This window comes from Lewinella sp. LCG006 (genome assembly GCF_040784935.1).
GTDB lineage: Bacteria > Bacteroidota > Bacteroidia > Chitinophagales > Saprospiraceae > Lewinella.
In genome coordinates this window covers 5,122,286-5,145,190 of record NZ_CP160680.1, presented here as the reverse complement: position 1 = coordinate 5,145,190, position 22,905 = coordinate 5,122,286, and the positions used below count along the sequence as shown (strand labels likewise).

18 protein-coding genes are annotated in these 22,905 nt (G+C 47.2%); 5 read left to right on the top strand and 13 right to left on the bottom strand.

Going from position 1 to position 22,905, the window contains the following annotated elements; translation table 11 throughout:
- Positions 1 to 10 precede the first annotated feature (10 nt).
- The 4 genes from AB0L18_RS18455 to AB0L18_RS18440 form a co-directional block, all read right to left on the bottom strand.
- The gene (locus tag AB0L18_RS18455; protein ID WP_367388788.1) at positions 11 to 3,049 is read right to left on the bottom strand and encodes a hypothetical protein; all 3,039 of its coding nucleotides are present in this window, start codon (positions 3,047 to 3,049) and stop codon (positions 11 to 13) included.
- Between the two features lie 301 nt (positions 3,050 to 3,350).
- Complete coding sequence (gene rplS, locus AB0L18_RS18450) at positions 3,351 to 3,701, bottom strand: 50S ribosomal protein L19 (protein ID WP_367388787.1); 351 nt, start codon at positions 3,699 to 3,701, stop codon at positions 3,351 to 3,353.
- A gap of 192 nt (positions 3,702 to 3,893) precedes the next feature.
- Entirely contained in the window at positions 3,894 to 6,155 is a 2,262-nt protein-coding gene (locus AB0L18_RS18445) for a PKD domain-containing protein (protein WP_367388786.1), read from the bottom strand.
- A gap of 21 nt (positions 6,156 to 6,176) precedes the next feature.
- On the bottom strand, positions 6,177 to 8,450 hold the full coding sequence (locus tag AB0L18_RS18440) for a PKD domain-containing protein (protein WP_367388785.1): 2,274 nt from the start codon (positions 8,448 to 8,450) through the stop codon (positions 6,177 to 6,179).
- A gap of 408 nt (positions 8,451 to 8,858) precedes the next feature.
- On the opposite strand from AB0L18_RS18440, the gene AB0L18_RS18435 reads away from it, so the two are divergent.
- On the top strand, positions 8,859 to 9,464 hold the full coding sequence (locus tag AB0L18_RS18435) for an L-threonylcarbamoyladenylate synthase (protein ID WP_367388784.1): 606 nt from the start codon (positions 8,859 to 8,861) through the stop codon (positions 9,462 to 9,464).
- A gap of 159 nt (positions 9,465 to 9,623) precedes the next feature.
- Here AB0L18_RS18435 and AB0L18_RS18430 read toward each other — a convergent pair whose 3' ends face one another.
- Positions 9,624 to 10,922 (bottom strand): ABC transporter permease, encoded by a 1,299-nt coding sequence (locus AB0L18_RS18430; RefSeq protein ID WP_367388783.1) that lies wholly within the window; start codon positions 10,920 to 10,922, stop codon positions 9,624 to 9,626.
- A gap of 109 nt (positions 10,923 to 11,031) precedes the next feature.
- On the opposite strand from AB0L18_RS18430, the gene tyrS reads away from it, so the two are divergent.
- From tyrS to AB0L18_RS18415, 3 genes are read left to right on the top strand one after another with little or no spacing between them, the layout of a single operon-like run.
- Positions 11,032 to 12,306 (top strand): tyrosine--tRNA ligase, encoded by a 1,275-nt coding sequence (gene tyrS / locus AB0L18_RS18425; RefSeq protein ID WP_367388782.1) that lies wholly within the window; start codon positions 11,032 to 11,034, stop codon positions 12,304 to 12,306.
- Between the two features lie 32 nt (positions 12,307 to 12,338).
- Positions 12,339 to 14,387 (top strand): hypothetical protein, encoded by a 2,049-nt coding sequence (locus tag AB0L18_RS18420; RefSeq protein ID WP_367388781.1) that lies wholly within the window; start codon positions 12,339 to 12,341, stop codon positions 14,385 to 14,387.
- 5 nt (positions 14,388 to 14,392) lie between these two features.
- Positions 14,393 to 15,178, top strand: a complete 786-nt coding sequence (locus AB0L18_RS18415; protein ID WP_367388780.1) for a PhzF family phenazine biosynthesis protein — start codon at positions 14,393 to 14,395, stop codon at positions 15,176 to 15,178.
- Positions 15,179 to 15,255: 77 nt separating this feature from the next.
- On the opposite strand, the gene AB0L18_RS18410 is transcribed toward AB0L18_RS18415, so the two are convergent.
- The 7 genes from AB0L18_RS18410 to AB0L18_RS18380 all read right to left on the bottom strand — a co-directional run bounded on the left by AB0L18_RS18410 (position 15,256) and on the right by AB0L18_RS18380 (position 19,635).
- Positions 15,256 to 16,251, bottom strand: a complete 996-nt coding sequence (locus AB0L18_RS18410; RefSeq protein ID WP_367388779.1) for an alpha/beta fold hydrolase — start codon at positions 16,249 to 16,251, stop codon at positions 15,256 to 15,258.
- 117 nt (positions 16,252 to 16,368) lie between these two features.
- Positions 16,369 to 16,872, bottom strand: coding sequence for a hypothetical protein (locus AB0L18_RS18405; protein WP_367388778.1), 504 nt, complete (start codon positions 16,870 to 16,872; stop codon positions 16,369 to 16,371).
- 6 nt (positions 16,873 to 16,878) lie between these two features.
- Positions 16,879 to 17,640, bottom strand: a complete 762-nt coding sequence (locus AB0L18_RS18400; RefSeq protein WP_367388777.1) for an SDR family oxidoreductase — start codon at positions 17,638 to 17,640, stop codon at positions 16,879 to 16,881.
- A 26-nt stretch (positions 17,641 to 17,666) separates the two neighbouring features.
- Positions 17,667 to 18,032 (bottom strand): DUF4345 family protein, encoded by a 366-nt coding sequence (locus AB0L18_RS18395; protein WP_367388776.1) that lies wholly within the window; start codon positions 18,030 to 18,032, stop codon positions 17,667 to 17,669.
- A complete protein-coding gene (locus tag AB0L18_RS18390) occupies positions 18,033 to 18,470 on the bottom strand; it encodes a hypothetical protein (RefSeq protein ID WP_367388775.1) in 438 nt (145 codons plus the stop codon).
- A 66-nt stretch (positions 18,471 to 18,536) separates the two neighbouring features.
- Positions 18,537 to 19,412, bottom strand: a complete 876-nt coding sequence (locus AB0L18_RS18385; protein ID WP_367388774.1) for an RNA polymerase sigma factor — start codon at positions 19,410 to 19,412, stop codon at positions 18,537 to 18,539.
- Positions 19,413 to 19,488: 76 nt separating this feature from the next.
- Positions 19,489 to 19,635 (bottom strand): hypothetical protein, encoded by a 147-nt coding sequence (locus AB0L18_RS18380; RefSeq protein WP_367388773.1) that lies wholly within the window; start codon positions 19,633 to 19,635, stop codon positions 19,489 to 19,491.
- Positions 19,636 to 19,899: 264 nt separating this feature from the next.
- Between AB0L18_RS18380 and AB0L18_RS18375 the strand changes: the two genes are divergently transcribed.
- On the top strand, positions 19,900 to 21,075 hold the full coding sequence (locus AB0L18_RS18375; RefSeq protein WP_367388772.1) for a PLP-dependent aspartate aminotransferase family protein: 1,176 nt from the start codon (positions 19,900 to 19,902) through the stop codon (positions 21,073 to 21,075).
- A 154-nt stretch (positions 21,076 to 21,229) separates the two neighbouring features.
- Here the strand turns inward: AB0L18_RS18375 and AB0L18_RS18370 are convergent, their stop codons facing one another.
- Positions 21,230 to 22,774, bottom strand: coding sequence for a thrombospondin type 3 repeat-containing protein (locus AB0L18_RS18370; RefSeq protein ID WP_367388771.1), 1,545 nt, complete (start codon positions 22,772 to 22,774; stop codon positions 21,230 to 21,232).
- Positions 22,775 to 22,905: the final 131 nt, after the last annotated feature.

Sequence of the window (22,905 nt, the reverse complement as noted above, 5' to 3'; positions counted from 1 at the left end):
AAAAAGCCTCCTAATTATTACCACTCTTATTCTGATCCTGTAAAGCCTTCAACTTCTGCTCCGCCACACGGATTTCTTCTTGTAAAGCGCGCAAACGTTCCTCTCCCGTGGCAACCTGTTGACGAATTCTTTCTTTGGCCGTTTCCGCATTGGTACGTTCAATGGCGATGGCCGCAGCATTGTCTTCTTTGATTTTTGTGACTTGCTCTGTAGCTTGACGACGCGCTTCGTAGATGGCTTCGGAACTTTCTTTGCGAGCAAGACCAAGTTCCTCCTGCAATCGCTGGCGCTCAGCTTCTGCTTCGGCTGCGTATTGAGCTTTTTTGGTAGCGGTCTCCTCCCGGGTACGTTCGAGTTCCTCGCGCACCCGGTCTCGGAGGGTCTGCATTTCCAGCTCAGCTCTTTCGCGGGCGGTAGTGATCCGGGTAGCGGATGCTTTCTCCTCTTCTTCCGCTTTAGCTTTGGCTGCCTGAATTTTTTCGTTGGCTGATCGTTGGGCAGCAGCTACCGCTTCGGCTTGTTCTTCGCGCACTTTCTGGAGTGCGTTGTTGGAGGCGGTACGTGCTTCTAATACTTCCAGTGCCAGGCGTTCTTTCTCCTGAGCAGCATTTTCACGAGCTTGCTTGACCTCATTGACCATATTTTCCTGTAAAGTAGCTTTTTCCTGGGCGATTCTTTCCCGTTCAGCCGCCAAGCCATTGGCCATTTTTTGTCGCTCAGCCGTAGCATTTTCGCTCGCTTCTTTTACTTTCTGAGCTTCTTCCAGTTTAATCTGAGCAATGGATTCGGCCGCCTGGCGCCGGGCTTCGGCTACCTGTGTGGCCGATTCTTCCTGCACCCTTGACGATTGTTGGCGTGCTGCAGCAATTTCCTGGGCCACTTTTTCGCGTTCAGCAGTCAATTCACGGGCTGCTCTCTCCCTAGCTTCCTGAATTTCAGAAGCGGAAGCGTTGAGCATCTCTGCTTCACGGTCTTTGGCATCTTTGATGGCGGCCGCTGCTTCGGCTTCGATCTGCTTGCGTCGTTCGGCTGATTGTTGCTGCGCAGTATTCACTTCTTCAGCGTAACGCCCCTTGGCTTCAGTGGCTTGTGCCTGGGTAGCAGCTACTTGTTGTTCGGCTGCAGCTCGGGCAGCAGCAATTTCTTCTTCGGCTTTTTTCCTGGCAGCTTCTACTTCGGCCGCTGCTGCTTTTTGAATCTCTTCTTTACGCTGGCGAGCCTGTGTCAATTCTACCTGCGTTTCTTCCTGGATACGGCTGATTTCTTCCTTTGCTCTGGCACGAGCGGCTTCCACTTCCGTGGCAATTTTTTGTTGTTCAGCAGCCGAACGGGTTCTGGCATCAGCAACTTGAGCGGCTTCTTCCGCGTTGATGGAAGCAATACTTTGGCTGGCACGCTCCCTAGCAGCTTGTACTTCAGCAGCAGCTTTGGCTTCTTCAGAAGCTACGGCTTGTCTACTCGCAGCAATCGCCTCGGCAGAATTCGCCTGCGTTGAGCTCACTTCGTTAGCGGCTTTTTCGCGCTCCGCGACGACTTGTTGACGAATATTTTCTACTTCTCCCGAAGCGCGTTCTCGCGCCTCTGCAACCGAAACGGCAGCAGCTTCTTTTTCCTTAGCCGCATTTTCGCGTAATTCCGCCAACTCTGCCGCATTCTGTTGTTCTACCAATGCTTTTTGTTCGGCGGCTTTACGGCGAGCTTCTGCTACTTCAAAGGCCAGTTTCTCTTTTTCGAGTACGCTATTTTCTCTGATTTGAGCAACTTGACCAGCGGTTTCTTCCTGGATGCGTAAAATTTGTTCAGCAGCCGTTTCTTTGGTCGTCACTACTTCCTCCGTCGTTCGGGTGCGCTCAACTTTAGCTTGCTCTCGGGCCTGCTGAATTTGCTGGGCCGTCTCATCGCGGATACGCTGCAATTCCGCGGAAGAAGTCTCACGAGCTCCTGCAATTTCATCGGCGTAAGCGGTTTTGGCTTCCGCTAGTCGCTGGCGGACAGCCTCTAATTCTTGAGCGGCATTATCGCGTGCTGCTTTCACGGCTTCTGCCGATTCAATTTGCGCAGCTTGGACAGCCTCTTGAGCGCGCGCACGCGCGGCTACCACGCCCTCATTGATCTCCGACATTTCGTTGTCAGCTCGCTGACGAGCCGTCTGTACGGCTTCCGCAGAAGATGCCTGAGCAGCAGCGATAGCTTCCTGGGCCTGCTTACGTGCAGCCAATACTTCGTCGGCAATCTGCTGCTTTTGTTGAGCAGCTTGTTCCCGGGCGGCGGCGACTTCCTCCTGAAGATTGCGCTTGACCTGGTCGGCTTTAGTCCGTTCCGCTGCTATTTCCTCTCGCAACTGACTTTTGGTATCGGCCAGCTGCTTGCGTAAATCCACCAATTCAGCATCAGAAGTAGGGGCCGCAGTACTTGGGGGCCGCGAAGTATTCGCTAGGCCACTATCGGTAGAAGCTGCTGAGGAGGTGCGTGCACCAGTTGTAGCTGAAGGTATGAGCAGTCCTGCTTCTCCTTTGTCAACCACCTTGTTGGGATCCAGAACCTGAAAGAAACAGCGGGCAAGACTGTTGAATTCTTCCAAGCGATTGGGGGTAAGCGAGAACTTACGCATCTCGTTGCTGATATTGTTCTTCAGATATATCGTCGTAATATTGTTTTCTGCAAACCACTGAAGGGCCGTCATATCTAGCTGTAGCAGGTTCTTTTGCACAGGTATTCCCCCCTGGCGTTCCATTTCTCCCATACCAATAAACCGATAGCTTCGGCGCAGCTGGTTGGCATCCATAAAAATGACTTCATCGTCCTGATTGAATTCTACACCACCAACAGATTCCATGGTCGCAGTTATTCCCTTATCGTCAGAACTTAAGGCAATACCGTAGGAGTAGTTTCCCCTAACGACGACGGTCGATGATTTAGAACGAAGAATGTGGGTGCCGCCAATAACTGCATCATGAGCGATATATTGTTCGCAACCTTGTGCAGCTAAGGTTGAAAATAGACTATTTAGCAATAGTAGTACGAAGGCGAAAGTGATGGATTGCTTCATGCGAGGGTAGTTTAAAAAGCAAAGGCGTGGATTTACCATAGATATCTAAAGACAGATTGTTGATTCCAGTGCCTGCCGCTGAGGAGCCACTGGGATCAATTGGGAAATTTAAGCAATTTCAGGGATGATTTGGTACTGGGGAAGAGAAAAATTAGGAAGTTGCTGGGCAGTAAATGCCACAAAATCAACCTGCCGGGTTCAAAACGAACGGAAAAAATAATTATTGTTGGGCTAAAACACGGAAAGCCGGATCAATAAATTGATCCGGCTTTCTTGATAGTCTTTGCAAAGCAAAGCTCTATTAGTTGCGGCGACGCTCTTTGATACGAGCTTTCTTACCAACACGCTCACGCAAGTAATACAAGCGGGAACGGCGCACTTTACCGTGCTTGGTAACTTTGATCTCAGCAATATTAGGAGAAGAGATAGGGAAAATACGCTCCACACCTACTCCGTTAGAAATCTTACGTACAGTAAAAGTACGGGTAGAACCCTCACCTTTGATCTGAATAACATCTCCACGGAAGTCCTGGATACGCTCCTTGTCTCCTTCGCGAATCTTATAACTTACAATAATGTTGTCACCGGCGCGAAAATCAGGTAGCTCGCGGCTGGGTGTCAACTGTTCGTGTACAAATTTAATGGCATCCATTCTTTGTCCTATTTTTTTAAGCCTTAGCGTGTACGGATCGAACTCAGAGGTTTATTACTGTTCAGACTGGCTATTCTTCCAACAATTACACCTTCAGAGGTCACCAGAAAAGCAATAAACATGCTTCATTTCTCAAACGATGGGCAAAGGTAAGACTTTTAGTTGGAAAACAAATGTTTTAAGATACTTTTTTCATCGAATCAAAGTCGCGTATCCTTTCATCTCTACAGGTTTTCCCCGAGGATCTTTAAACGTCACCACTACTAAATAAACTCCTGGAGGAGCTTCCTGGCCTACATTGTTTTTCCTCCCGTTCCAGGCTGCCAATGGGTCATTGGTCTCAAACATAGGCTCGCCCCAACGATTCCAAATCCTGAACTGAAATTCTCTCGCCCCTTCCAAAAAGCCTTTACCACGAAAAGTATCATTTGTACCATCGCCATTTGGCGTAAAAGCATTCGGTAGATAATAACGAATTTCTGGGATCACATCTATAATCATCTGTACCGTATCCGTACAACCACTGGGATGGCTAACTACCTGGGTGACCAGATAGAGGCCTGTATCTGGAAAAACAAACAAAGGGCTGGGAAACTGGCTTCCCGGTGAGACACCAAAATCCCAGTTCCAGGCAATGGCTCCCTGTGACGCATCGGTGAATTGAACTTCAGGAAACAAATTACTTGGCTGGTCTGGAGCATACGTAAATCCTGCAACCGGGGAGGGCAATACCGTGACCAAATTATTAAAAGTCGTATCCGTCTGGCAGCCCAGTGGTGAAGTGATATCCACACTTACGGTATAAATGCCCGGATCTTCGTAGGTATGAAACGGGCTGATGTCACTTCCAAACTGCCCATCGCCAAAATCCCAGACGATGGTGTAAGTCGTATCAATTGGAGAAGACAGGTTATTGAAGAAAATCTCTGCGGGCTGACAGGCAAGCTCCTCACTTGGCGCAATGACAATAAGTGCTGGTACTGGGTAATAATTGAGCAGCTGCGTTGAGCTGGCCACACAATCATTGGTATCCTGAACGGTAAGTGTAATAGGAATATCGCCTGGAAATTGGTAGAGATGATCAGGATTTTGCAGACCACTCCCCTGTCCATCACCAAAATCCCAATCCCAATCGGTCAAGCAGCAAGAGCCTGTCTGGGAAAGGTCGGTAAAACTGACGGGGCCAGCCACGCAGGTATCATAAGCAAAACTAAAATCGGCTTCTATAGAAGGGTAAATATTCACGAAAATCCTGGCGGTGTCGCCGCAATCTGTATTTTCATTAAGGTAGAGATACCCCTCATAGGTTCCGACACCGGGAAAAGTGATACTCGGACTCCATTCATTGAAGGTGGCCATTTCGCCATTTCCAACATCAAAAACCCAGGAAAAATTATCAATATAGGCCTGTTGAAAGCTCTGATTGACAAAATCAATGGTGTAATCTCCACAGGAATTTACGACGAACTCCTGGTCACTGATTTGTACATCTTCTTCTATATCCGCTACCACTGTGGGGTCACAGCTCGCAACATTGAACTGAAAATCGCGGAAGACCTTACTCAACAACAAACCATTCCGATATTCCGAGACGCAGACGCCCACCACAAATTGCCCTTCAAATTGGGGCGTACCGGTAATGACTCCCGTCATGGGATCAATCGTGATGGTAGGGTTGCCCCCCATGGGGCTTGTTGAAGTGTAGTTGGGTGCCTGAAAAGTGACCGTATTATATGGAGGTGGGCAAGCAGGAATAGGACTGGCACCACCACAAGTATTGTAGTACAAGGGGTCCAGGTCAGGACCACCGCCTAAAAGTGGCGCGCAAAATTCGTACACCAGCATATCACCATCAGGATCAATCGCCGAGTGATCGTAGACCAATGGTGCATTATTACAAATAATGATCGGTGGATAAGTACCAAAGGAAGGACTGCTGTTGCATACGAGTTGAGCCGCAGGGGTCAATTCTATCATAAAAGTCGCACCAGCAGCATCCGGGTTGATAAGGTTATCGATCGTAACGTTGCGGCAGCAGCGCTGGTAAGCAACAAAATAACTACTACTGGAGACGGGTAAGTCGAGTGTAAATCGATAAATACCTTCTTGTCCGCAAACATCAGGTGGAATAAGACAGGGATAATCGGGTTCTTCAATCGAAGACTGAGAAGCCAGAGGGACACTCACCGTTCCGTAGGGCTGAGCTTGAGACTGTCCCTCGCAATTGCCCGCACTACTACAGCGGTAAATACCAATTTCCGCAGAAGCATCCAATTGCGCGCACATGGTACAGTTACAATCCCGGTATACTCGAAGGGTGAATTCGTAGCGATTGTTGCCTAAACATTCGTAAGACATCACACCACCAATAATGTGGCCTGCCTGAAGCAGGGGTAATCCTACCAATACCAACATAAGCATCAACAACCAACCTCTCATCCTACGCTGCTTCATGTCTTTATTTTTGCGCTTTCCTTATCTTATTAAAGTAATCACACCTTTGTAATCAAATTTTTCTCCTCGGGGGCCAATCAAAACGGATTCGTACATATACACACCCGGTGGCTGGTCTCGACCCGTATTGTTCTTCTGCCCATTCCATCCATTCAAGGGGTCGGAAGTTGTGAAGAGGGGTTCCCCCCACCGATTCCATACCTTCATGCTATAACGCTTAAAACCTCTGGTAAAACCTTTCGGTTTAAAAATATCATTCAAACCGTCGCCATTTGGCGTAAAAGCATTGGGGAAGTAAAAGGTTATTTCTGGTTTTATGTCTATAAACTGTGTCAATGAGTCAACACATCCACTGGGGTGGGTCACTACTTGAGTAATGTAAGCTTGTCCGGTATCCTGAAACACGTAGCTAGGACTGGGTAACAAGCTGGTCGCTTCGCCATTGAAATCATAGAACCAACGAAAACTGCCTATCGATTCATCCAATATTTGCAACTCAGGAGAAAAATTAGTCAAAAAATCTGGTGTAAAACTAAAGCCAGGCGTTGGTGCTGGCTCCATCAGGATCAAATCCGTAAAAGAGGTATCGGTCGTACAGCCTAGTGGACTGGTGATCGCCAAGGAAACGCTGTAAAGTCCTGGTGTTTCGTACAAATGGGTGGGACTCAAATCTCCACCAAAATTCCCATCACCAAAATCCCAATCAAAGAGGTAACTTTCGTTAATCGGAGAACTCAGGTTGTCAAAAAATATCTCTGCGGGCACACAACCTCTGAATTCACTAGGAGCAATGACAATCAAATCCGGCACCGGAAAATAAGGTAGTAATTGAGAACTAATATCCACACATCCGTTTTGATCCCGCACTTCTAATTCGACATTGTAAGCACCGGGATTGAGATAGAGATGATTGTTTTGCAAAATATCTTCTGCATTACCGTCACCATAACGCCATTGGTTAGCAATGATGGCCTGGCTACCCAGCGTGGTACTAAGGTTGGTAAAAGTAACCACATCGGCCACACAGGTATCGTAATCAAAGCTAAACTCACTTTCTAAGCCAGGATAAATATTCACCAACACCTGAGCGGTATCGGTACAACCTGTTGATCCCGGATTTACAACCATGATTCCTTCGTAGGTGCCCACGCCTGGAAAATCATACGTGAGGTCACGTTCCGTGCTTTCTATCTGGTTGACCCCCAATGGAAACAGCCATTGGTAGCTATCAATAAAAGAAGGCAGCCCCGACTGGTTCGTCAAGGTAACCTCCGTTTCCCCACAGGAAGAAACCACGTAAATATCCCCCGCAATAATGGAGTCGCGATCAATTTCTGCAAAAACGGTAATCTCACAGTTTGTCACATTGAACTGGAAATCTCTGCGGACAGTACTTAACAATACACCGTTGCGATACTCTGAAACACAGACACCCACCACAAACTGGCCCGTAAACTGAGGCATTCCCGTCATCAATCCTGTTGCGTCATCTAAAACAAAGCCAGCAGCATCCCCCAATGGGTTGGTCGAGGTGTAAGTTGGTGCCAGAAAGATGACATTGTCAAATGGTGGAGGGAGATCAGGGTCAGGTGCTACGCCATTAGAAGAGCCACTGCCACCGCTATTGCCGCCTCCTAGGTAAGGGCTACAAAATTCGTACACCAGTTGGTCACCATCAGCATCTGTTGCAGAAAAATCGTAAGAAAACGGCTGGCCAGCACAAATGATCGCGGGAGGATACTCTTGAAATTGAGGAGAGCTGTTGCAGGATGTTTGTGCCTCAGGAGTAAGCTCTATCGTGTAGGTAGTACCCGATGATTCTGGAGAGAGGATATTATCGATGGTATTGTTACGACAGCACCTTTGGTAAACAATATGGTAGGAGTCTGTAACTATTGGCAAATCCAATTCAAAAGTATAGGTCCCTTGTTCCACACAAACATTAGAAGGAACGACAATACAAGGATTACCTATGTTCTCTTCAATATTCACTTCTTCAACCACTGGTGCATCCAAATAATAGACACCGTATTGGTTATTACCTTGGTAAACAGTAATGTGCATATTGACGATAAAAGTAGGGCTATCAAATTCCGAGCCCCCACTCTGGCAATCTCGAAAAACGTTGATGGTAAATTCATAAGTATTTGAATTCGAGTTGGGGTCACCATTGGTAAACCCTAAACAAGAATAAGTGATCTCACCACCAATAAGGTGGGCAGCCTGCACGATCTGAGTGGTGCAAATCAGGGAGAGGATCAGAAAGAGACGGTGTAAGTGGTAGTTTTCTCGCAAAACACTATTTTTTTAAAGTTAACAAAACAATACGACCGAAAAAAAAAGGTTCATATAAGCGTAGATTATCAACTCGTAGTATTAAACAGCTCCCAAAAGCTAAACGGTAGGTAATAACCTACCAAATTTATTTTAACTCGCTTATCCCAAAGACAGTCGCTGTTTTAATTATGCTAAAATAGGTAATATACCTACAATCCAGCGGCTTAATTTCAGGTTCGTAACTTATTGGACATTTCCAGCAAGTACAAGGGTTGGGTGTATTGCCAATAAAAAGGCTTTACCTACAAACTAAGTACTTGCACAGATACGTTTTTTTGAGATGCTTTCTCAGAATACCCACTACCCGTGTGCCCCCCAGTTATTAGGGCAGTATATACACTGGTAGCAACAAAACAACATTGTAATATGCTCATGACAACTACTCAACAAGCTGCCAGTTTTATGATTCAACGCTACGATCTAGAAGGAGCGGCGGCCGTGCTTGAAAATGAAGGACTACTTTTACTGCCCACTGATGCGCTCTGGTGTATCGCTTGCCTAGCGGATGATCCCGTGGCAATTGAAAGACTAAAACGCATCAAAAAAGGGCAAGGAGAAACGACTTTTGAAATTCTCTTTTCTTCGTTGAAAATGCTCAAGGAACACGCTCCCCTACTTCACCCGCGCCTCGAAACTCTACTCGCCTTCCATCGACGCCCCCTTACTATCCTCACGGATGCTGGACCACAAATTCGCTCCAACAGCCTAATGCCTGACGGACGAATGGCCGCCAGGGTCGTACACGATGAATACTGCCGAGGTTTGATCAGGATGGTGGGACGCCCATTAGCTACTACCTTTGCCCATTTTGACGACAGCCCCTACCCTGATCATTTCGGCAGGATACGTTCCGACATCATCGAATCCGTCGATTACGTGGCAAAATACCGCCCCCGTGAAGCCAGCACCGGTATGCCCACCATCATGGTGCAATTGGACCAGAACGATGAATTGGACTTTTTGAGGGATTGAGTTGGAGGTCGGAAGGCGGAATTGAGAAGTCGGAAGTAACTAGATACACATGCTCACTTAAGGATGGTTTTAACCATTCCTTCTTAGACCTCTTTCCTCTACTAGGTAACAGCTATACTTCCGACTTCCGCTTTCCCACTTCCGACTTTGCTATAAGTCTTACTTAAACCGAATCGCCTTCACCGGATCTATCCGGGAAACAAGATAAGAGGGTAGAATGAGGAAAAGTAAGGTGATGACAAGGGTTCCCACGTTGAGCAACAATACACTTCCCCACTGAATTTTGATGGGTGCTACGGAAAGGTAATAGTTGGTTTCATCCAAGGTGATGAGACCAAAAGTATCTTGAATATAACAAAGCCCAAGACCGATGAGGTTGCCCCAGAAAAGACCTACCAATATGATGTAACCCGCGTAGTAGAGGAAGATGCGCCGGATTGACCAATTGCTGGAACCCAACGATTTGAGCGTGCCGATCATGTTGGTGCGCTCTAAGATCAAAATCAGCAAGGCTGTAACCATATTAATGATCGAAACCACCAGCATCAAGCCAATAATCACCCATTCGTTTACATCTTGCAAGTCGAGCCATTCGAAGATAGCCCGCATTTTTTCTCTAATATTTTCAGCGTAGAGGCTGTCTGGCAATTCCTCGTAATAAATGTATTCCGTCAGTGGGTCGAGGTCATCAATATCATCTACAAAAACTTCAAACCCGGTGACTTGCTCTTCGGTCCAGCCTAAAATTTGTTGAATCTTACGAATATCAACCAGCGCAAACTGCCGGTCGTACTCTTCGAGTCCCGTTCGGTAAATTCCCTCTACGGTGAAGCGCCGCTCTAATTGTTCATATCGGCTTGACACGAAGAAAACGGAGAATTTATCGCCCACCTTGAGTTGCAGGCGATCAGCGGTGTACTGTGAGATCAAGATGCCATTGCCCATCGTTGTGTCGGGCATCGAAAGTGGCTGGCCTTCTTTGAGGTATTTTTCCAAAAACTGCCAATCAAAATCACGGCCGATGCCTTTCAGGATAATGCCTTCCAATTCATCATTGGCACGAATGATACCTGAATAAAGTGCGTAAGCCTGGATATGGCGAATTCCTCCTTTGGTTTTGGTTTCCCGCTTTAAGCTTTTTCCTAACCAATTTTCAGAAGAAAGGTAATCAACCTGTCCCACGGAAGTGATTCCTGGGTAAAAAGGCTGATTAAGATCAACGGGATAAACTTCGGTAATCGATCGACTTTGGTTGGGATGGGTAATGTGAATATGCCCCCAGAAGCCAAAAATCTTTTCCGCAATCTCCTCCTTGAACCCCGCAATCAATGAGGATGCCAGCACCATAACGGTCATACTTACCGCTACGGCAATCACCGCGATCCTGATGATCATCCGGGAGAAAGATTGGCCACCACCAGTGGCTACTTTACGGGCTATGAAGTAGGAGAAATTCATATTGGCGCGAATATACAGGAAAGAAATGGAACTCTGTTCTAAAGGCAATTGTTAACCCCGGAACAAATACTATATTTGCGCCCTGAATATTGCGCAAAAAATAAGAAAGATGGACTTTTTGAACGAATTGCAATGGCGGGGTATGCTGCACGATAGTACTCCGGGATTAGATGATTTTCTCGCTGCTGCTCCTACGGCTGGTTATATTGGCTTTGATCCCACGGCCCCTTCTATGACCATTGGCAACTTTGTCCAGATCATGCTGCTTACTTTTTGGCAGAAATCCGGGCACCGACCTATCGTACTTATGGGAGGCGCTACCGGTCGTATTGGTGACCCCTCTGGTAAAGATCAGGAAAGAACGCTGAAGTCTTACGACGAACTGGATAACAACCTGGCCCACCAGACCAAACAGATGGAAAAACTCCTGGATTTTGACGGGCCCAATGCCGCTGTTTTGGTTAACAACCTGGATTTCTACCGGGACATGAACATCTTAAAGTTTCTTCGTGAAGTGGGCAAAACCCTCACCGTGAGCTACATGATGTCTAAAGAATCCGTGAAAAAACGCTTGGAAACCGGGCTTTCTTTTACCGAATTCAGCTACCAGCTACTACAAGCTTACGATTTCCAACGCCTCTACGAAGACCACGGCTGTCGGGTACAGATGGGCGGCTCTGACCAGTGGGGGAATATTACCTCTGGCACAGAATTTATCCGTCGGAATCTTACCGATGCCAAAGCCTACGCCTGTACAACGCCATTGCTCACAAAAGCAGATGGGTCAAAGTTTGGCAAAAGTGAAGCGGGCAATATCTGGCTTGATCCCGAAATGACCTCTCCTTACGAGTTCTACCAGTTTTGGCTCAACGCTGATGACCGCGACTTGCCTAAGTTCATGCGCTACTTCACCCTCAAATCACAGGAAGAAGTGGAGGCCCTGGAGCAAGAACATGGCAGCAATCCACGCCAACTAAAAGCACTGCTCGCTGAAGAATTGACCGTAAGGGTACACTCTGCTGACGATTTCAAGGCCGTTCAAAAAGTATCCAATCTGCTCTTCAACAACAAGGCCGGTGCAGATGACTTGAAAAGCCTCGATGCTGCTTCGCTGAAGATGGTAGCTCGCGAGATACCCAGCTTTACCATCTCTCGCGACCTGATAGCCAATGGCGTTTCTCTCATCGACTTAATGGCAGAACACACCACCATGGTCGACTCTAAGAGCGAAGCTCGCCGTACCATCAAAGGTAACGCGGTAAGTATCAACAAAGAGAAGGTCAGTAGCGAAGACGCAACCGTCACTTCCGAACACTTACTGCACGGGCGTTTCGTCATGGTGGAGAATGGTAAAAAGAATAAGTTTATTCTGATGGCGGAGTAGGCTTGCCTTTCGCCATCTTAAAAGCAACTTACATGTCCACTGATCAAACTTACATTGACTTCCAATCTGCCTGGATGACAAATGGCACGAATCAGTTACGCGCCTATGCCCAACAGCAAACAAATTTTGTGCATGGCTTAATGCCAGAACAAGCAGTGCAACTCAGTGGACAAAAAGTTCTGGAAACGCTGGCTCAGCGACTAGGCGTAAATGCTTTAACTACCGCTTTAAATGCTGGTGCTACTTTTCCCAGTCCAATCGCTGATCAAACAAAACCCAGTTGGATCAAGCGTGTCAATATGGTAGGCATCAATGTCCGCACCATTCAATCCTTTTGGAATGTGGTGAAGTATGCCCTTACCCTACCAGCTAGCCAGTCGAGCATTCACCTGTTGCCCATGTGGGAACCCGGGGTGGTGTCCAGCCTCTATGGCATGGCCTCCTGGAATATCAACCCTGAATTTTTCAGCCAAGAGCTGTACCACCTGGTGCCCCAGCTTAACACGGTAGAAAAGCAACTCAAAGTGGTCGTCAACCTCTTGCACGCCATGGGCAAAACCGTAGGCATGGACGTTATACCCCACGCCGATCGCTACGCCGAAATGGTACTCGCCCAGCCCCACTACTTTGAATGGCTTCAACGCAAAGACGATAAGATACTGGACCACTCCGCCAATTTGCACGAAAAAGTCCAAGGCGCGATCATGTCCTGGCTGATCCGCAATGGCAGTGCAGATTTCGGAAAGCCTTACCCCAAGGAAATTGCGGACTTTTATGGCTCGGCCTACGGAGAAGAAGCACGCCTCCACACCCTTTTTGGCCAACCAGAGCAATACCAACAACGGCAAGATCGCCGTGCAAGTCTCGTCGATTGGCTCTACAGACTAGGCTACGAACCCGTTCCCGCCACAATGGCACCACCCTACCGTGGCCTGGAGGTCGACCCTGATCCCGCTGCGCGTGTCATTGATTTTGCGGGGCGTGAATGGCGCGATTACCGCATTACCAAACCCGAAAAGATGTCGCGGGTATTCGGCCCACTAAGCCGTTTCAAATTCTACGAACGCCTGGACGACAACCGCGACTGGGCCATTGATTTCACCCAGCCGCGCACTGCCGTTTGGGCGTATTTCTGCCAGCATTACGCCAATATCCAGGCTGCCTACAACCTGGATTTTATGCGTGGAGATATGTCTCACGTACAGATGCGCCCTGAAGGAGTACCAGCAACACCTGATGCCTACTATGATCCCCTTGGAGCAGTAAAGGAATACATTCGTAAGCGAGTGCCCTATTTTGGCTACTTTGCCGAAAGCTTCCTGGCCCCACCCAATGTGATGGCTTACGGCGACGAAGTGGCCCACCTGGAAGCCAGCAAAGCCGATACCACGCTGGGAGACCTACAAAGCATGGTGGTGGGTAGTGCGGAGTTTATGGACAACTTTCACCGTTACCTCACCATCGCGCGGGAACACGCAGTGACCCCCAATTTTACGATCATGACGGGCGACAAAGACGATCCCCGCTTTGATCTATTCTATCGGCATGGCAATGCGGCACGCTTGTTTATTGGCCTCTTCCTTACTGCTCTCCCCTCCTACCAGGGGCTTGGTTTTGAACAGCGTGACATCCACTACGAGCCAGCTCCCAACGAGCATTACACCAAATTGTACGTCTTCCATCTGGATGAAGGTCCTAAAGCTACGAGTGGCCCCTACCAATGGGGAAAGAACGGAGCATTGTTTGAACAGCTGTCACGCATTCGCACATTTGGGGAACAACTTTTCCCTAAGATGGAAGACAGCACGACCCACTGGATACAGGCGCCCGACCCTAGCGGGCAAGATGTTCTCATTGCCTGGATACAAGAAGCAAGCCCAAACTACCTATTTATCGTCAACCTTGCGGAGACTCCTTTACCTAAGCCACGCTCACTGGCCTTACCAGCGGGGACTCAACAAGCATTGGGCATCTTTTCTAGTTGGACGGCGGATTTTCAGGAAAACATACTCACCCACAGCGACGAAATCATTCTCCTGGATCTTCAACCGGGTGAATGTCGTTGTTATGAACTCAAATAAGCATTATGGTTTTGCGAATCTACCAAGTCGATGCTTTTCATCACGAATTACTCCGTGGCAATCCGGCAGCGGTTATCCCGCTTGACAAGTGGTTATCTGATGAAAAACTACAAGCCATAGCTGGAGAAAATAACCTTTCGGAGACGGCTTTTTTCCTTCCGGAAGAAAACGGTGCCATCCCCTTGCGGTGGTTTACCCCCAACAAGGAAGTTCGCTTGTGTGGGCACGCTACCTTGGCATCTGCCCATGTTTTGTTCCAAGAAATTGGCCTCACTGGCAAAATTATTCGCTTCAGCAGCCTCAGTGGCATCCTCGAAGTAGAGCGCCTCGAAAAAGGCTATCGCCTCAATTTTCCGGCTGATGAAGGAACGCCCGTGAGCATCCCTTCTAATTTAGAAAGCGCCTTGGGCGTCTCCATCAAAGAAGCGATCCTGGGCAACGATGATTTGCTCATCATTACGGACAGCCAGGCGCAAATCGCGGGGATGGCCCCTGATTTCAATGCCCTCCAGGAATATGATGTCCGAGGAATTATCGTCTCCGCTCCCGGCGACGAGGTTGATTTTGTTTCCCGCTGTTTTTACCCTCGCTTTGGTATCAACGAAGATCCTGTCACTGGTTCTGCTCATACTTTGATGACCCCCTACTGGGCTAAAAAGCTTGGGAAATCGCTTATGGAAGCTCACCAAATCAGCCCAAGAAAAGGCATTCTGCGCTGCACCCTCCAAGGCGACAGGGTTTTATTGGAAGGGCAAGCCAGCACTTATTTGCGGGGGCAGATTTTCTTGTAAAAGAAGTTACCCTCATTCCTAATTGATAGCAATGAGGGTAAGCTTTGTCATTAGTAAATTTCCTCAGGCCTAACAGTTCAATTAAGCTGCTTGAACCACTCATTAAACTTTTCGCTCATTTGCCGAGGGTGACTTTCTGTAAGAAAATGCTTGCCTTTGCCTAAGTAAACTTCTTGGGAATTTTTAAAATTTTCGCGGGCATACTCTACGGCTTCTTTGCGATTTACCAGTCCTTTCTTAGCGTAGAAATACAAAATAGGTAACTCCGTATTTTTCATACCAGTGGAAATAGTGTCTAACATACTGGCAAATTCACTCTCTCCTTTTCCTTTGGTGTAAGATAATACAGCAGGATCAGGACCATTAGTGATGGCATATCTTCGCTCCTCTTCCTCCCATGGCTGGGTATAATGAGGATAAGCTTCCTTAGGCAGTTTACGACCAGTAAAGAAGTTGACCGCCAGTTTCTTGCCCGCAAAATTCTTTTTTACCATCCAACGTTCATTTCCTTTTTTAGTACGGGTCAACCTCATAAAGGCCTTGAAGGTGAAGGGCAGCTGATCGTACATGTAATCGGCGGGCATAAAGGGGGCCTCAAACAGAACGATGGCCTTTACGTTTTGTGGTTCTCTGATAGCGTAAAGCATGCCTACTAATGAGCCTATGTCCTGCATAAAAAGGGTCACGTTTTTGAGCTGCTTGGCAGCGATAAAATCGGTAAACATTTTGTACTGCACCTCAATCGAAACATCCCTGTTTTCAGGGAAACTGGACTTGCCGAATCCCAAAAAGTCAAGTGCAATCACTTGTTTGTCACTATCAATCTTAGGAATCACATTGCGCCAAACGTAAGAGGACGAAGGCAGCCCGTGCAACAATAAAACAGGATCACCTTCACCAGATTCCACGTAATGGATTTTTTCCGTACCCAGGGTTATAAATTGAGATTCAAACAGGAAGTCGGCAGGGATATCCGCTTCCTCTTTCGTGACTTTGCCAGCGTAAACACCTTGAGCGTTGATGTTGTAAAAGCCGAAAACGGATATTATAATAAGAGAAATTACTTTGCACATGCTTTAAGATTTTTTCATTAAATAGTTATGCCTTATCAGGAGATAAAGCCATGAAAAGAATAGCCCAAACGAGGCCTTCAGCTAGCAGTGTTCGATGCTATAAGTTCAAATGAGGGTTTACTGCCCTACGCTTTCCAACACTTGATTTGGACGAAAGAGGCGGTAGAAAATGTAGATATGAATGATCACATTGATGAGCCCGATGGTAACAAATGCCCACCACATCGTTCCGATATCGTAATTGTAAAACTTGATACCAAAAACCTGAGGAAAGGCGACCAGCAAATCCGTAAAACCAACGATGTTAAACACCCAGGTTAGTAGGATCGCAAATTTCCATTTGTTCCGCAAGGCGATGGCTGTGATGATCGCCAAAATGGCGGTAGTATAATCCCACAAGCCAATGGTCCAGGCCAAGTCGTCGGGGAAAGCATCATAGACTTGGGTATCCACTAAAAAGACCATCCCCAGGTATCTGGTTCCGTGAAACAACACCAGTGGAACGAGTGCATCGTAGATCGATAGCTTAGCCAATCTGGGAAACACCCACCAGCGAAAAGCGAGGTAGAAGGTCGCCAAGCCAGCTATTGCTTGCATGTTTAAAATCGTAAAGTTGTCCATTAGTTATTATTTAGGAATTGGTTTTTTATTCAACTGATTAAAAATAAACTTGGGAGCCAATCGACTCATCAGTTTCAGTTGTTTAGAGATGCCTGGTGTGATTTCTTCCTTGCCGCTGGTGTAGTCCTTCCAAAAAAGAGCCGCCATTTTTTCCGGTGGCATAGGTGTTAGACTTTCATCCGACAAGTCGGCATCTCTGGCCAGGTCGGTATCTACAACTGGCGGTAGAATCTCCACGACCCTTATACCGTAGGGCTCCAATTGTGGCCGAATACTTCTTGTCCAAAAATGAAGTGCAGCTTTGGTGCCCGAATAAACGGGAGCCTGAGAAAATGGCACATAAGCGAGGCCCGAAGAGACATTGATTAACACCGCCTTTTTACTCTTTTTTAATTGAGGCAAAAAGTAGTGTAGCATTCTGATCGGTGAATGGTAGTTGATCTCAATTTCATTGAACTGCTTGCCTAAATCATTGTGCTCATTACCCGTATCAAGCAGGTTCATGATGCCTGCATTATTGATTAAGACATCTATTCCTCCGAATTTTTGTTGGAGCTGCATCGCTAATTCTTTCACGTCATTATCTTCTGTCACATCACTTTGCGCAATATGAATGGCTGGAATATCCGCTTTCACTTGTTCGAGCTTTTGCAAATTTCTACCCGTTACGATGACGGTGTAATCATTGGCTAAAAATTGCTTGGCAAGGGCAAGTCCAATACCGGAACTCCCACCTGTAATCAGTACAATCTGCTGTTCTTTATTCATCTTCGTGTTTTATTTCCGTGCTGTTCTTAAAAAGTACCATTGTCTAGTAATTTCGAATGCATCCACCACATCAGTGCAGTTGGTATCAACTCCAATAGAATGAGCATGATCAGGGCTGGTGTGGGAGGATAATTAACCAGCGCAATTAATCGGACGATGCCGCCAACAAAAAGGGCAATCATCAAAAAGCGGAACAGGGTAACTTCGTAAGGATACCAGGCTACGTAGAAAAAAGCCAAGGACATCGCTCCCCAAATAGCGGCGATAAATCGGTGGGAATTATCGGCCATAGGTGCCACGTTGGGATCGTAAGTGCCCGTTGCTGCATGAAAACCAGTGACTAGGGCAATGAGGCCATATAAAACCAGGAATACTCGGATAAATAGTAGCATTTAAGTAAGTTTTTTAATGGGTTTGAGAAAACAATAGGCTGCAATGAGCATAGGAATAGCAAATGGAACATGTTGTAAAACATCCATTATTTGAACGTCTGGAACAAAGGTGCCCCAAGTGAACATGTCCACTACGATAACTAAAACCAGCGTGACGACATGGAAAAGCCCAGCAAGCCTAAACTGGTGGAAACTCAAGGCCAGGAGGATAAAAACAGGTGGCAAGACATCGCCCACTGCTTTAAAAATTGCAACGATTTTTGCCAGTCTTACCGCTGCGTCAGAATCGGGAACAATCGAAAAAGAGCCCTCCGTCGCTGCAGGATGAACGACCCAGAACAGGCCAATCCCAATGAGCATGACTGCGGAAATGATACTCGCCCAAACGCCAATCCGTATTTGGCGGGGTAAACTCTTGTCTAGTAGCTTTTTTGACATTCTTAGTGTGCTTTGTCTGATTAGACAAGGGACTTAAGAATGTGTAAAGACTTTGAGCGAATTTTTTTAATTCAAATTCAAACCTGCCTTCCATTTGGCATCTTCGAGGATTTTTAACAGGAAGTTCTTTTTTTCAAAAGTTGTTCTGAAGCTGTGCTCTTGGTGCAACTCAAAATATTTTACTTCGGCTTCACTGACTAAGTAATTGGCATCCGCCTCAAGCTCGTTTTTGAAAGAGGAAAACTCTTTGCGATTGAAGAGCAGATTTTTGGCGTCAACCATCCCGTTTTTTGATGCGAAGGTTACTTTTTTATGGCACCGACAAGGGTTTGCTTTATTTACCAAGCCACACTTATTTTGCATGAAATTATATAAGTCTTTGCGAGCCTTGCTAAGCTTCATGCGATAATTGTCCTTGCTGATTTCCATAATTTCAGAACCGATATTATGATCGGCACCGAAAATGTCTCCAATGATATAAATCATGCGCTGCTCCTTCGTTAGGCAAAGCAGCATCCCGGATAAACACTGGAGCCTTACTTCACGAATTAGCTCAGTTTGTTCGGCTTTTTCACTTTCCGATAACTCCACATTAGGTGCGTTATCTAAACGCTCTCCCAGCTCATCAAAATTACTAGCAAAAATATTGGCTGGTTTTTTCAAGTCGTTCAAAAAATGATTTTTGACGATGCGATAGGCCCAGGAGCGGAATGAACTTTCCTGCTTAAAGGAACTTAGATTAGAAATAATTTTAACGAATGCCTCTTGGGTCAGATCTTCGGCATCTTGCACACTTGCAGTTAGCTTCCAGGCAAGGTTGTAAATGAAAGGTTGGTGTCTTTTGACCAGTGCAGTCAAGGCTGCTTTCTTGCCCTCCAATATTTGTTGAATGAGTTCTTGATCTGAGCTATCAAGGCTATAGGTCGTATTGAAGGGATTCATAACAGTTGTTCTTTTTGATTACAAGAGTGGATTCCCTTAAAACCAGCGAATCCCTCAATAGTTGCTAAAATACAGTTTACTTATACCGATCATTCAAGCCTTCTCCTGCCAAAATGGTTTCTTCCAATTCCGTAGCCAGCAACAGAGAACGTAATTGCTTTAGGCCATCTTGCCATTCCGTTTGAGCGGCTATGTATTCTTCGGCCTTGATAGGTTTTTCCATGCTTGGCGGGTGTTGTTTGTACCATTAAGCGTTGAAGTTGCCAAAATAACAACATTCTGGAAATATGCTTTCGCATACCTTTTCTTTAAACCAGCGTAGGTTGAGTGAGCAGGAAAAATCCCGAAGGGGTGATATAATATTATGGCCAGAACATTAGGCCGATGGCGATATCCAGACCAAAGAATTTCCGCTGAAGATGAACGAGATGGCTAAAAAAGCCTGAGAAAGCCCTAATTTGCCCATTCAAAATCAGCAACCACCAGCATGAAGCATCTCAGCTATATCCTCAATCACCTGGGCGAAAACAGGAAGGACTATTTTGGGGCCGTCTCTCCGCCGATCATCCAATCCAGCAACTTTGCCTATGACCGTTTGGAGGATTTTCGCAATGCCTTTACCAGTGAGTTCGATAACCATCTCTACACCAGGGGCAACAACCCTACCGTGAAAATCTTACGTGAAAAGTTGGCTGCCTTGGAGGGTACCGAAGAAGCCCTGGTCTGTAGCAGTGGTAGTGGTGCCATAGCGGCGGCAGTACTAAGTCAGGTACAGCAAGGTGATCATATTGTTTGCGTAAATGCACCGTATTCCTGGACGAAAATATTGCTGACGGATTACCTCCCCCGCTTCGGCGTCACCACGACTTTTGTGGATGGGAAATCTACCGAGGCTATTGCAGCGGCCATCCAAGCCAATACCAAAGTACTTTACCTGGAAAGCCCCAACACCCTCACTTTTGACTGCCAAGACCTGGCTGCTTGTGCTGCTTTGGCACGCCAGCATGGGCTTACTTCCATGATCGATAACAGCTATGCCTCCCCTATTTTTCAGCATCCGCATGAGCTCGGTATTGACTTGGTCATCCATTCCGGCACCAAGTACCTCAATGGGCACAGTGATGTTGTGGTAGGTGTCATTTGTGGTAGCCGAGAAAAAATTGAGCATATCTTCCAACGCGAGTACATGACGCTAGGCCCCATTATCAGCCCCAATGATGCAGCGCTCGTTATTCGCGGCCTGCGCACGCTGGAATTACGCATGAAGCAAAGCAACCAAACTGCCATGATCATTGCCCAACGGCTAGCGGAGCATCCGAAGGTAAAATCGGTCTTGCATCCTTTACTGCCCACCTTCCCGCAGTATGAACTCGCTAAGCGACAGATGAGTGGTGCGGGCGGCTTGTTTTCTGCCCACTTTGCGGCGACCAGCCTGGAAAGCATGGAAAGGTTTACCCATGCGCTACTCGATAGCAAACGCTTCAGCATGGCTGTGAGCTGGGGTGGACACGAATCGCTGGCACTCCCCACGGCAGCTTTCTATGGTATTCCCGGCAGGTCGGATAGCCCGCTGCACTGGACCCTCGTTCGTTTCTATATTGGTTTAGAAGATCCGGAATGGTTGTGGGAGGGACTAGAGGAGGCGATGAGATACGTTGATTAAGGAATTTAGTACCAAACGTGAGGTTTGCCTTTTATGTTCCTGAAAAACCATAAGCACTCAAGACAAACCTCACAGTACTAGGTACTTAGTACTGGGTACAGGGATTTAGCAACCCCAAATTTGACATTATACCAAGTACCGTGTACCCAATACCCTAATACCCCTCCAACCTAAACACAACCCGCTGGTGTTCCGTCGGAGAATTGGCATTCAGCAGAGGCTCGCGGTTGCTGTGGCCACGAACCGCTATTTGCTGTAAGGGCACCCCACTGTCGAGCAGGTAGCGCTTTACCCGCTCGGCACGTAGCTGGCTCAGGTAACCAGGGGCTTGTTCGCGGTCTTCACTATCGGCATGACCATTGACGAAAAGTCGGTAATTGGGGTTTTCTTTCAAAAAGAGCACCATCCGATCTAGCAGCATGAAGTTGCTGAGGTCGGCACTATTGGTTCTGAAAAACAGGATTTGCTGTTCCAGCATTCGCGCTTCTTCTTTGGTATCATTCAACAAAGGGCAGCCGCCTTCATCATAATAGCCAAAGGTATTTGGGCAGGCATCTTTGTCATCTTCTATCCCGTCACCATCGGTGTCAGGGCAGCCCTGAAACAAGGGGATACCATACTTTTCTGGACAGCGGTCGTCTTCATCCAATAAGCCATCAAGATCGGTATCAATCGCCGGGCAACCACGACGATCTTTAGGGCCCGCTACCAATGGGCAATCATCAAGGTGATCCGAAAGCCCATCGTTATCACTGTCTTTCAGGGGGCAACCCAGGGCTTCTGGCGGGCCTGCGACGGCGGGACAACGGTCGTAAGGATCGGCAGTACCATCACCATCCGTATCCGGGCAGCCATTGAAAAAAGGATCACCTGCCGCTAGTGGGCAGCGGTCATCACTGTCACGCAGGCCATCCCCATCTGCATCGGGACAACCACGCGTGTGGGCAGGACCTGGCTTGAGAGGACACAAATCATCAACATCAGGAATCCCATCTTCGTCAATATCAGAAAGGTAACCAAAATGCAAGTTCAGCCCAAAATAAAACGCCCCGTAACGATCACGATTTCCAGGGTTGGCAGCAACACTCACACCATCCAGATAATCGGTTTCTGTAAAGGTATATACCATGCCCGTTTCCAACCCCAAAGATGTTGTTACTTGGCAGGATAGACCAAATTGTAAAGGGATGATCCAGGCAGGATCAATTCTTACGGCCTCCAAATCATCTTTGATCAGGTCGGAAAGTTCCAAATGGGTATTGTCGAGCAAAAAAGCCTCCGGTGAATAACTTACCAATCCGATACCAATACCCACCTCCGGCTGGAGCCGAAGCCGCCCCAGGGGATAAAATTGGGTCGTAAAAGCAATGTCTTTAAAGGTGGTCGTAAATTCAAAATCGCGGGCAATTCGGTAGGGATCATTGGTGTAAAAACGATCGGCTCCTGCTAATTCGCCGTAGTGCCCTTGCAAGCCTACAGACCAAAAATCACTGGGGCGATAGCGCAAACTACCACCCCAGACGTAGGTATTACCACGCAGCGAGCCAAAGCCGTCCTGGCTGATGTCTCCCTGGTATATTGTTTGTCCAGCACTTGCGCCAATCGACCACCTGGCCTCTTGTTGTCCCGCCAAGGGTATACTCAAATAGAGTCCGATGAAAGCCAGGATAAAAAGGTACAATTGCGACAAGTGATTCATAAAATTGACTAAGTAAAAAGACGGAAATAACTGCCCCCGTTTTTTCTACTGATTCGCGAATATTTTCACGCAAGCTCCTGTTAGTCGCTTGCTTAGAAAATTTTAGCGAATCAAAAACGGGGGCAGTTATT